The organism is Streptococcus sp. sy010 (genome assembly GCF_007859175.1).
Classification (GTDB): Bacteria; Bacillota; Bacilli; order Lactobacillales; family Streptococcaceae; genus Streptococcus.
The window spans coordinates 340,518-351,798 of sequence record NZ_VOHO01000001.1 but is presented as its reverse complement, the minus strand read 5'-3'; the positions used below and the strand labels follow the sequence as shown (position 1 = coordinate 351,798).

11 protein-coding genes are annotated in these 11,281 nt (G+C 39.2%); all 11 read right to left on the bottom strand.

What is annotated here, in order from left to right:
* Window positions 1-23: 23 nt before the first annotated feature.
* Window positions 24-2,432: a phenylalanine--tRNA ligase subunit beta gene (pheT, locus tag FRX51_RS01755; protein ID WP_146495311.1), complete on the bottom strand. Its 2,409-nt coding sequence runs from the start codon at window positions 2,430-2,432 to the stop codon at window positions 24-26.
* Window positions 2,433-2,455: 23 nt separating this feature from the next.
* Complete coding sequence (locus tag FRX51_RS01750; RefSeq protein WP_146495309.1) at window positions 2,456-2,965, bottom strand: N-acetyltransferase; 510 nt, start codon at window positions 2,963-2,965, stop codon at window positions 2,456-2,458.
* A gap of 8 nt (window positions 2,966-2,973) precedes the next feature.
* The gene (gene pheS / locus FRX51_RS01745) at window positions 2,974-4,014 is read right to left on the bottom strand and encodes a phenylalanine--tRNA ligase subunit alpha (RefSeq protein ID WP_146495307.1); all 1,041 of its coding nucleotides are present in this window, start codon (window positions 4,012-4,014) and stop codon (window positions 2,974-2,976) included.
* 304 nt (window positions 4,015-4,318) lie between these two features.
* A complete protein-coding gene (locus FRX51_RS01740) occupies window positions 4,319-5,194 on the bottom strand; it encodes a DNA/RNA non-specific endonuclease (RefSeq protein ID WP_146495305.1) in 876 nt (291 codons plus the stop codon).
* A gap of 5 nt (window positions 5,195-5,199) precedes the next feature.
* Window positions 5,200-5,388, bottom strand: coding sequence for a DNA-directed RNA polymerase subunit beta (locus tag FRX51_RS01735; RefSeq protein WP_146495303.1), 189 nt, complete (start codon window positions 5,386-5,388; stop codon window positions 5,200-5,202).
* Window positions 5,381-6,661 carry a UDP-N-acetylglucosamine 1-carboxyvinyltransferase gene (gene murA / locus FRX51_RS01730; RefSeq protein WP_146495301.1) on the bottom strand — a complete coding sequence of 427 codons (1,281 nt, stop codon included), beginning with the start codon at window positions 6,659-6,661 and terminating at the stop codon, window positions 5,381-5,383. Before murA ends, FRX51_RS01735 begins: the two co-directional genes overlap by 8 nt.
* 26 nt (window positions 6,662-6,687) lie before the next feature.
* Window positions 6,688-6,921, bottom strand: a complete 234-nt coding sequence (locus tag FRX51_RS01725) for a DUF1146 family protein (protein ID WP_146460392.1) — start codon at window positions 6,919-6,921, stop codon at window positions 6,688-6,690.
* Window positions 6,922-7,004: 83 nt separating this feature from the next.
* The gene (locus FRX51_RS01720; protein ID WP_146495299.1) at window positions 7,005-7,424 is read right to left on the bottom strand and encodes a F0F1 ATP synthase subunit epsilon; all 420 of its coding nucleotides are present in this window, start codon (window positions 7,422-7,424) and stop codon (window positions 7,005-7,007) included.
* 12 nt (window positions 7,425-7,436) lie between these two features.
* A complete protein-coding gene (atpD, locus tag FRX51_RS01715; protein ID WP_146495297.1) occupies window positions 7,437-8,843 on the bottom strand; it encodes a F0F1 ATP synthase subunit beta in 1,407 nt (468 codons plus the stop codon).
* Between the two features lie 25 nt (window positions 8,844-8,868).
* Entirely contained in the window at window positions 8,869-9,750 is an 882-nt protein-coding gene (locus FRX51_RS01710; RefSeq protein WP_146495295.1) for a F0F1 ATP synthase subunit gamma, read from the bottom strand.
* An 11-nt stretch (window positions 9,751-9,761) separates the two neighbouring features.
* On the bottom strand, window positions 9,762-11,267 hold the full coding sequence (atpA, locus tag FRX51_RS01705; protein ID WP_146495293.1) for a F0F1 ATP synthase subunit alpha: 1,506 nt from the start codon (window positions 11,265-11,267) through the stop codon (window positions 9,762-9,764).
* Window positions 11,268-11,281: the final 14 nt, after the last annotated feature.

Sequence of the window (11,281 nt, the reverse complement as noted above, 5' to 3'; positions counted from 1 at the left end):
GCTCGGTTCAGCAGTTATTTAAACTAGCGGATTTCAGCACCTAGTTCTTCTTTGAGTGATTTAACTATTTTATTCATGTAGTTAAGAACTTCGTCATCTGTCAGACTAGCTTCTGGATTTTGGAAAGTTAAGTTATAGGCCATTGATTTTTTATCAAAATCAATATTTTGTCCTGTGTAAACATCAAAGAGTTTAACCGCTGTCAGACGTTTGACTCCCGCTTTTTCAATGGCTTTGATAATGTCACCATGAGTTATTTCACGTTTGACTAAGAGTGCCACATCGCGAGAAATAGCTGGATACTTAGTAATTTCGGTAAAGGTCTTATTGTTAGGCAACAATCGTTCTAACAGGCTAACATTTACTTCAGCCACATAGGTTTCTGAAATATTGTAGGCCTTAGCAGTCTGTGGATGTACTTGACCTAGGAAACCAACTAATTGTTCTTGACAATAAATCAGGGCAGTACGACCTGGATGTAGCTCTGCTAACTCTTGACTAGCTACAAAATCAAATGTTAGATTTAATTTCTCAGCCAATGCCTCAATCATTCCTTTAGCATAGAAGAAATCAACAGGAACTGCTTGTGTTTGGAAATCTTTATCTTGAACTAGACCAGTTAAAGCCAGGGCAAAATGCTCCAACTCAGTTGGTAACTCCTCTTTTACATGACCTGTTTGTTCAAAAACACGACCAAGTTCATAAAGTGACAGATTGGTATTTTTACGAGCGATATTATAGGCTAGTGTTTCTAACATACCAGCAATCATATTTTGACGAAGAGCGGAACGTTCAGTAGTCATCGGCCACATTAATTCAGTTAATTGGCTAGGTTGTGGGGTGAAACTAATCGCTTTTTCAGGTGTCGTTAAAGAATAAGTAATGACTTCAGATAAACCTAAGCCCTCTGCCACCGTTTGTACTTGACGACGCAGTTTTTGCATTTGGGTTAATTCCCCAATTGTGCCATCTGTTTCTGGTAATTTAGTTGGCAACTTATCATAGCCATAGATACGAGCAATTTCTTCAACCAAATCAGCTGGAATACTAATATCCCAACGACGTTTTGGCACGGAAACTGTAAATTCTTTTTTATTATTAGCTGTAAAATCAAAGCCTAATTGAGCAAAAATAGCTTTAATGTCATCCATAGCCAAATCTGTTCCTAAGCGCGTGTTGACATAGTCTAAATCAGTTGAAACGTCAACTGGTTCTAAATCGAGTTGACCTGCTTCGACTCGACCAGCTAATACTTGTCCTTGACTTAGTTCTGCTAACAAACTAGCAGCAAAGTCCAATGCTTCATAAACATCAGCCTGATTGACACCTTTTTCAAAACGAGTTGAACTCTCTGAGCGTAAGCCCAGACGACTGCTTGTCTTACGAATAGATTGCTTCTCAAAAATTGCTACTTCTAGTACCACTCTTTGAGAGTTATCGTCAATTTCAGTATTCGCTCCTCCCATAACACCAGCTAGGGCAACTGGTTTGTCTGCAACAGTGATGACAATATCTTCACTAACTAATTCACGTTCTTCGCCGTCAAGTGTAACTATTTTTTCACCTGCTTTGGCTTGACGTGGTACAATTGTTTGGCCTTCAAATTTATCAAAATCAAAGGCATGCATAGGTTGACCAAAATAAAGCAAGCAATAGTTAGTCACATCAACCACATTGTTGATTGGACGAATGCCTTGGTTCATCAAGAGATTTTGCAACCATTGTGGGCTTGGTTGGATCTTGACATTTTCAATAACTCGTGCTGAATAAAATGGCACTTTATCAGTTTCAAGAGCAATTGAAAGGACTTGACTGGCAGATTTTTCACTTTCAGTAACATCTCGTTTTGGAAACTTGACACTTTTACCGTAAATAGCTGCAACTTCATGAGCAACTCCTCGCATAGAAAGAGCATCCGCACGGTTAGGGGTGATTGATAATTCGATAATTTCATCATGCAAATCAAGATAGGCAAGGGCATCATCTCCAACCTTGGCTTCAAGTGGCAAATGATAAATACCATCAGCATAAGATTTCGGAACGACAGAATCAGAAATGCCTAACTCACTCAATGAACAAATCATCCCTAATGATTCAAAACCGCGAATTTTTCCTTTTTTGATCTTGTAATTATCTTTAATTCGAGCACCAGGAAGGGCGACGATGACCTTAATTCCTGCTTCAACATTAGGAGCACCACAGATAATTTGACGTGGCTCTTCATCTCCTGTATCCACTTGGCAAAGATGAAGATGAGTATCAGGAATGTCTTCACAAGTAACAACTTGACCGACCACGATTTTTGATAGGCCAGCCCCTGCTTGACTAATTCCCTCAACTTCAATTCCTGTTGTTGACATTTTATCTGCTAAGTCTTGACTTGATACGTCAATATCAACCAAGTTTTTTAACCATTTATAATTTACTAGCATTTTTTTCCTTTCTTTTAATACAGTTATTTGAGAGGTCGGCGTAACAACCAATCAATATCAACGGTTTCTCCTGTGATAAACTCATGTTGGCTAAATTTTTCAAAACCATACTTGGTATAAAAGGCTTGCGCTTTATAATTATGCTCCCAAACCCCTAGCCATACCCAGTCGCAACCAGACGCTTTAGCTAAATCTAAAGCAAATTCAAATAATTTTTTACCCAATCCTAGCCCTTGATAGCCTTTTTTCACATATAAACGTTGAATTTCAAAGGCATTGTCTAACTCTTGTTCTGTTTGGGCAAAACCTTGATTGACTTTGACAAAACCAACAGGTTGATGATCGACAAGTATAAAGTAATATTGAGATTCTGGGTTTCTTAATTCTAATGATAGGGTGTCTAAAGATAAGTCTGTTGCAAAGTAAGTTTGTAAATCTTCGTCTTTGATTGACTCTCCAAAAGTATCAGCAAAGGTTTCCATTGCCAATTCTCTTAATATTGATACATCTTTTTCTAAAACGTTAACAATCATCTCAACTCCTAAAATTGTTCAGAAAAACGACTGTCTCCCTGATAAAAACCACGAATATCATTGATTCCATAACGCAACATAGCAATTCGTTCTAGTCCCATTCCAAAAGCAAAGCCAGAGTATTTGTTACTATCAAGACCACTCATTTCTAAGACGCTTGGATGGCTCATCCCCGCACCGAGAATTTCAATCCATCCTGTTTTTTTACAAACTGAACAGCCTTTGCCTTCGCATTTGAAGCATGACACATCAACTTCCACTGACGGTTCTGTAAATGGGAAGTAAGACGGACGCAGACGAATTTCACGATCTTTACCAAACATTTTTTGACTAATCATCAATAAAGTACCTTTGAGGTCTGCCATTGAAATTTTTTTTCCCACCACAAGACCTTCAATTTGATGGAACTGGTGGCTATGTGTGGCATCATCTGTATCACGACGGAAAACTCGCCCTGGCGAAATCATTTTCAACGGTCCTTTGCTAAAATCATGCTGATCCATGGCACGAGCTTCAACAGGACTGGTATGTGTACGAAGTAGAATCTCTTCTGTGATATAGAAGCTATCTTGCATGTCACGTGCTGGATGATTTTTTGGTAAATTCATTCGCTCAAAGTTGTAGTAATCTTTCTCAACTTCAAAACCATCGATAATTTGATAGCCCATACCAAGAAAAATATCTTCGATTTCTTGACAGGTCTGCGTTAAAACATGACGGTGTCCTAGATTTTGTTTGCGACCTGGCAAGGTCACATCAAGACTTTCTTGCTCTAATTGAGCTTGAATCGCCATTTCTTCAACTAATTTAACACGTTCATCAAAGGCTGTCGTCAAAAGGTCACGCACCTCATTGACTTGTTTACCAACAGCAGGACGTAGCTCATTTGGCAAATCTTTTAAGCCCTTTAGTAACTCGGTTAAACTACCTTTTTTGCCCAAAACCTGTACGCGTAAGTCTTGCAAATCACGGGCATGTTTATGAGTCATACCAGCTAATTTTTCCTGCGTGCTACGTTTTAACTCTTCTAGTTGTGCTTGTAAATCCATATTTCCTCCAAATATTTAGTGGCTTAAACAAGAAAAACGTGCCAAAACTCCTAAGCGGAGCGTTGACACGCGGTACCATCCGTTTTTATCTAACATAAAGCTAGACCTTACTTGTTTGATCTTTGATGTGAGTGAATTGGCTAAATTTCCCTTGAGTAAGCTTTCAGTCACGGCTTACACTCCCTAACAAGTTCCCTTTAGTTACTAATCTCACAGACCACTATTAAATTCCTTTTTATTCTATCAAAAAATAGCAAAGCTGACAAGTCAAAAAATTCATTAAAAGGTCTAAATATGCCCTAAGTTATGAGTTAACACTCACTTGTCCTGTTTGATAGTTAAAGGTCAGACCACTTTGAACATTAGGAATAAAAACATTAAATTCTAAGCTGCCATCTGAAGATTTAGCCTCCAAATGACTACCTGAAGCTAAAATGTTGTTGCCATCATAGATAAGAGTTACGCGATAACGAACTCGCTTATTGTTGTCCAAGGCACGACGAATAAGGGTTTCGTAATAATTTTGTCCAGTTGAATCGGCTGTATCAGCTTGATTAGCCCAGGCAGCTTGCGTTGCAATATTTTCAGGGTTACTAGCCGAAGCATCAAACCCCTTCAAACCACCAGTAATGGCATAGCCTAATAGATGACCACGATCGACCGCATGACTGTATTCACCAGCCAAATCATATAATTGGTTCCAACCTGCTGGTTTCCAAGAAGTTGACCCATTGCCTGTCTCTTCACGATTTTTATACTGACGTGTAGCTCTTGATAAGAGAGCATTGGCAACAGTTGGAACGGTTTTTCCTTGTACTTTTTTGGTTTGGTTAGTCGCATAGGGTAAACTAGCGACATCTGCTTCTAAAGAGGTTTTATTATCGTTAATGATAAAGGCACCAGCACCATTGAACTTGATTTTTGTTCCCAGCTGCTTTTTAACGGCTGGAGTTAGAACAGATCGCGCTAGACTTTCTGTCGGGGTACTCTCACTAGCTTTTGATCCATTATTTGTAAGGGATTGATTATTGGTTTGTCCTGTTACTTGACTGATAATGGCTTGAACAGGATTACTAGCACTGTCCGTATTAACACCTAAATAGCCTAATCCCAAACTAGCTAAAACAGCAATAAGCGATAAGGTTGATTTGGCTTTTTTTCCAGATTTCATTTGAACCATTTAATTTATCTCCCTGCAAATTTATCAAAAATCGCTTGCCATTTATCTGGTGATAGAATGGCTAAAGGATTGCGACCTGTTCCTAAGACAGCATAGCCAATCATTAGGCCAATAGCAAAGCATAAAAGACTTAATAAAAACACGAGACCAAGAAGTCGAAACTGTTTTTTGACATACTTTCTTCTATTAGACATGTTCTACCTCACTAACACGTTCAATTTTAGCTCCCAGAGCCTTTAACTTTTCATGGAATTGGTAGTAACCACGATCTAAATGATTTAACTTAGTGACTTTTGTTTGCCCTTTAGCCACCATCCCTGTCAGAATCAAGGCTGCACTAGCACGCAAATCCGTTGACATCACTGGTGCCCCCTGTAAATCTTGTCCTCCATGAATAATTGCAGTGTCACGCAGAATTTCTGAATGTAGTCCCATACGACGCATTTCTTCTAAATGCTGGAATCGATTTTCAAAAACTGTTTCAATCATGGTTGACTCTCCATTAACCACAGCCATTAAGGCTGTAAACTGAGCCTGCATGTCAGTTGGAAAACCAGGATGTGGTAAGGTCTTAACGGTTACAGGTTTTAATTTAGTTAAATCAGACTTGATTCGAATTCCATCTGCTTCTTCTGTTGCTTCAACGCCCATTTCTGTAAGTTTGGCGAGCAATGGACGATTATGTTCCCAAATGGCATCTTTAATCAATACATTCCCAGAAGTCATTGCCGCTGCAACCATAAAAGTTCCTGCTTCAATGCGATCTTGTACCACATCATGTTCAGCACCATGAAGTCGTTCTACGCCTGTGATGATTAAGGTTTCTGTACCAGCTCCTTTGACATCTGCCCCCATTTTATTGAGTAAGACTGCTAAATCGACAATTTCAGGTTCACGAGCAGCATTTTCAATCACAGTCACACCATCAGCCAAGGTAGCTGCCATCATTAGATTTTGTGTGGCTCCAACACTTGGAAAGTCCATATAAATGTTAGCACCTTTTAGCTTTTCTGCTGTGGCAGTAATATCTCCACCCACTTGAGAAATCTTAGCCCCCATCAATTCCAAACCTTTAAGGTGCAAGTCAATGGGACGACTGCCAATACTGCAACCGCCTGGCATCGATACCTTGGCATGTCCTTGACGAGCTAAAATTGGACCTAAAACGACAATAGAAGCTCTCATTTGGCTGACATATTCATAAGGGGCCTCATCAAGAATATCTCCAGTAGCATCTACTAAAATTTCTTTTTTTTCTTGATTAAATTCAAGGGCGATATTTAACCCTTTAACCACATTGTTCATGGTAAAAACATCTGATAAAATAGGAACATTTCGTAATAGTGTTTTACCTTCTTGTGGTAAAATTGTAGCAGCTAGCAAGGGTAAAACAGCATTTTTTGCCCCTTCAATCGTCACTTGACCTTTGAGACGAGTTGAGCCACCTTCAATAATAATCGTATCCATGATTTCTCCATTCTTTTTTCTTAAAGTTAATTGCGCCACATGATTAAGCGACTAAAACTAAGAACATCTAAAACAAAATTGCTGACTAAATAGCCTAAAGCAATACTTAAAAGCAAAATAAAGAGCCTTAATCTCCAGCCATTATCTTGATTAACCTTGATGATACGCGACCAATCAAATAATTGGTAAAATAATTGATGAAAAAGGCTAATAAAAATAAAATGACTAAAAAGATTGATGGTATTTTCTATTAGTTCCATGTTTTTATTATAGCAGTTTTAGAGAACTTCTCAAAATTTTTGACATTAAAAAGAGTAGGCAACACTTTGCCTACTCTTTTCTTTTAACGATGGTTACCAACACGAATACGGTTAATCGCACGTTGAAGAGCAATCTTAGCCCTTTCCATCTCATCCACTCGATGAGTTTTTTCAGCTTCTGCCAATTCTTTTTCGGCTCTGACTTTGGCACGTTCTGCTCGACTTAAGTCAATGTCACAATCACGCTCTGCCGAATCAGCAATAATGGTTACCACGTTATCTTTTACTTCAATAACGCCCTTATTCACGGCTACCCAATCGACATGACTATCATGATCAGTTCGACGAATTTTCATCTCATGCACTTCTAACGGGGCAATTAAATTAACATGATTAGGTAAAATTCCCATTTCACCATCTGGTGTTCTAATGGAAATAAAGCTTGCTTTATGGTTGTAACGAATACCGTCTGGTGTGACAATTTGTACTGTCATTTCTGCCATAAGCCTACCTCACTAAAAGCCCATTTTATTGGCTTTTTCAATCACATCTTCAATACGTCCAACATTACGGAAAGCATCTTCTGGAAGGGCGTCATGCTTGCCTTCTAAAATTTCTTTGAAACCACGAACAGTTTCAGCAACAGGGACATACGATCCTGGTTGACCAGTAAACTGTTCAGCAACATTAAAGTTTTGTGACAGGAAGAATTGAATACGACGTGCACGTCCGACCAAGACTTTTTCATCATCAGATAATTCATCCATTCCCAAGATAGCGATAATATCTTGTAATTCACGATAACGCTGTAATACACGTTGCACTTCTGTTGCCACTTGATAATGTTCTTCCCCAACAATTTCAGGTGCTAATGCACGCGAACTTGATGCCAACGGATCTACTGCTGGATAAATTCCCATCTGTGTTAAACGACGTTCCAAGTTGGTTGTTGAATCAAGATGGGCAAAGGCTGTTGCCGGTGCAGGATCAGTATAGTCATCTGCTGGAACGTAGATGGCTTGGATTGAGGTAACAGATCCTTTTTTAGTTGATGTAATCCGTTCTTGTAGTTGGCCCATCTCAGTCGCTAAGGTTGGCTGATAACCCACTGCAGAAGGCATACGACCCAATAGAGCTGATACTTCTGAACCTGCCTGAGTAAAGCGGAAGATGTTATCAATAAATAGTAAGACATCTTGGCCTTCAACATCACGGAAATATTCAGCAATAGTCAAACCAGTTAAGGCAACGCGCATACGAGCACCAGGTGGTTCATTCATTTGACCAAAAACCATGGCTGTTTTTTCAATAACACCAGATTCTTTCATTTCCCAGTAAAGATCGTTTCCTTCACGAGTACGTTCACCAACACCAGTAAAGACTGAAATCCCTCCATGTTCTTGAGCAATGTTATGAATTAACTCTTGAATCAAGACGGTCTTACCAACACCGGCTCCACCAAATAGTCCAACTTTTCCACCTTTTAGATAGGGCGCTAAAAGGTCAATAACCTTAATTCCTGTTTCTAAGATTTCTGATGAAGCTGACAGCTCATCAAAGGTTGGAGCTTTTTTATGAATTGCATGGCGCTCAACATCTTCACCGAATGGTTCTTCAAGGTCAATTGTATCTCCCAAAACATTGAAAACGCGTCCCAAGGTTTTAGGACCAACTGGTACACTAATAGCACGGCCAGTATCTAATACTTCCAAACCACGTGTTAATCCATCAGTTGATTCCATGGCGATGGTTCTAACAAGACCTTCACCTAATTCAAGAGCCACTTCTAAAACAACCTTCTGTGTTTTATCCTTATCTTTATAGACAATTAAGGCATTGTTAATCTCGGGCAATTGTTCCCCTGTTTCAAATAAAACATCAACAACAGGACCGACTACCTGAGCAATTTTACCTGAACTCATGTCTTTCTCCTTCTAACTAATACTTCTACTCCAAGGCATTGGCACCTGCTACAATTTCAGTAATTTCTTGAGTGATAGTAGCTTGCCTTGCACGATTATACTGAATGGTTAAATCATTGATAATTTGATGAGCATTATCCGTTGCTGTTTGCATGGCAGTCATACCTGCTGCATGCTCTGCCGTTTTAGCATCAATAATCGCACCATAGATTAAACTTTCTGTATATTGTGGGAGTAATTGTTTCAAAATTGCTTCTCTGCTTGGTTCTAATTCAAAGACAGCTTCTTTACTCTCTCTTGCTTCATCCGCAATTAAATCAACGATGGGTAACATTTGTTGAACCCTGACTTGACTCGTCAAGCTATTGACATGATGATTATAGCAAACATAGAGTTTATCAAAAATTTCTTCTTGATACATCTCAACAGATTGAGAGATAATTTTTCTGACTTCTTCAAAGCTTGGCTGATCTTCTAAACCACGTAGTTCAAAACTAACATTCATTCCTCTAGCTTTAAAAAAGTCTGAACCAACACTACCAATGGAAATAATGGTATATTCATTAGGATTATTATCATGATAATCTGCAATCATTTCCATAACGGCTTTAAGAATTTTTGAATTATAGCCGCCAACCAATCCCTTGTCAGAAGTAATGACTAAATAAGCCGTCTTCTTAACAGGTCTAGCGACCAACATTGCATTATCAGAACCAAAAATTAACTCGCTTTTTAGCAAATCTGTTGTGATTTGGCGAACTCGACTGGCATAGAGCTGAAAATCTTTAGTCGCCTGCTCTGATTTCACCAATTTAGCAGATGACACCATACGCATAGCACTGGTAATTTTACTGGTTTTTTCAGTAGAAACAATTTTTCCTTTAATTTCGCTAAGAGATCCTGCCATCTGTTACCCCCTTAGTTAAAGTTTGATTGATTCTTAAATTCTTGAATGGCAGCATCCAGCTTGGTTTCTTCAGGCAAATCTTTAGTCTCACGAATTGTCGCTAAAAGATGCTCATAATGAGTATCAAAATAGTCATACAATGCCATTTCAAAAGCTAGAATATCCTGAACAGGAACACTATCTAAGAATCCATGCGTCAAAGCATACAAAATCAAAACTTGTTTCTCAACTGGAAGCGGCTTATGAAGTGGCTGTTTCAAGACTTCAACTGTTCGACGTCCACGATTCAATTTGGCTTGAGTTGCTGAATCTAAGTCTGAACCAAATTGAGTAAAGGCCTCTAATTCACGATAAGATGCCAGGTCCAAACGTAATGTTCCAGCTACTTTTTTCATGGCCTTAATCTGTGCTGAACCACCGACACGAGATACAGAAGATCCGGCATCAATAGCTGGACGAATCCCAGAATTAAAGAGATTTTCTTGCAAGAAAATTTGACCATCTGTAATCGAAATCACGTTAGTTGCAATATAAGCTGAGATATCTCCTGCTTGTGTTTCAATAAATGGCAAGGCAGTAATTGAACCACCACCCAAAGCATCAGATACCTTAGCTGAACGCTCTAACAGGCGACTATGCAAGTAAAAGACATCTCCAGGGTAGGCCTCACGTCCTGGTGGACGACGAAGCAATAATGAGAGTTCACGATAAGCTACCGCTTGTTTTGACAAATCATCATAAACAATTAGAACATGTTGGCCATTATACATAAATTCTTCAGCCATGGCAACCCCAGCATAAGGTGCGATGTAGAGCAATGGCGAAGGCTGTGACGCTGAAGCAGTCACAACAATTGTATAATCCATCGCACCGTACTGACGTAGGGTTTCAACTTGTGAACGAACTGTTGATTCTTTTTGACCGATGGCAACATAAATACAAATAATATCTTGCCCTTTTTGATTGATAATGGTATCAATCGCCACAGAAGTCTTACCAGTCTGACGGTCTCCGATAATCAATTCACGTTGCCCACGACCTATTGGTACCAAAGCATCAATCGCTTTAATCCCTGTTTGTAAAGGTTCTGAAACTGATTTGCGTTGCATTACTCCAGGAGCCGGTGTTTCAACAGGACGAGTCGCTTGAGTTTGAATAGCTCCCAAACCATCCACTGCTTGCCCTAAAGGATTCACAACACGACCAATTAGTTCTGGGCCAACTGGTACCTCCATGATTTTGCCTGTTCGTTTAATCATATCGCCTTCACGAATAGCAGAAAAATCTCCAAGTATAATAATACCAACATCCGTTGATTCCAAATTTTGTGCCATACCATAGGTGCCATTAGCAAATTCTAATAGCTCGCCACTCATGGCATTATCTAAACCACGAGCACGGGCAATGCCATCACCCACATAAGTAATGACACCTGTTTCTGTGACATCAAAATTTGGCTTAAAATTCTCTATTTGTTGCTTAATTAAAGCACTAAGTTCTTGTGTGTTAATTGCCAAAAGTCACACCACTT

What these genes read in the sequence shown, in the direction of transcription:
- FRX51_RS01710 (WP_146495295.1), bottom strand. Translation starts at nt 9,750, where the DNA reads ATGGCAGGATCTCTTAGCGAAATTAAAGGAAAAATTGTTTCTACTGAA.
- FRX51_RS01740 (WP_146495305.1), bottom strand. Translation starts at nt 5,194, where the DNA reads ATGGTTCAAATGAAATCTGGAAAAAAAGCCAAATCAACCTTATCGCTT.
- FRX51_RS01735 (WP_146495303.1), bottom strand. Translation starts at nt 5,388, where the DNA reads ATGTCTAATAGAAGAAAGTATGTCAAAAAACAGTTTCGACTTCTTGGT.
- murA (WP_146495301.1), bottom strand. Translation starts at nt 6,661, where the DNA reads ATGGATACGATTATTATTGAAGGTGGCTCAACTCGTCTCAAAGGTCAA.
- FRX51_RS01720 (WP_146495299.1), bottom strand. Translation starts at nt 7,424, where the DNA reads ATGGCAGAAATGACAGTACAAATTGTCACACCAGACGGTATTCGTTAC.
- pheS (WP_146495307.1), bottom strand. Translation starts at nt 4,014, where the DNA reads ATGGATTTACAAGCACAACTAGAAGAGTTAAAACGTAGCACGCAGGAA.
- pheT (WP_146495311.1), bottom strand. Translation starts at nt 2,432, where the DNA reads ATGCTAGTAAATTATAAATGGTTAAAAAACTTGGTTGATATTGACGTA.
- FRX51_RS01750 (WP_146495309.1), bottom strand. Translation starts at nt 2,965, where the DNA reads ATGATTGTTAACGTTTTAGAAAAAGATGTATCAATATTAAGAGAATTG.
- FRX51_RS01725 (WP_146460392.1), bottom strand. Translation starts at nt 6,921, where the DNA reads ATGGAACTAATAGAAAATACCATCAATCTTTTTAGTCATTTTATTTTT.
- atpD (WP_146495297.1), bottom strand. Translation starts at nt 8,843, where the DNA reads ATGAGTTCAGGTAAAATTGCTCAGGTAGTCGGTCCTGTTGTTGATGTT.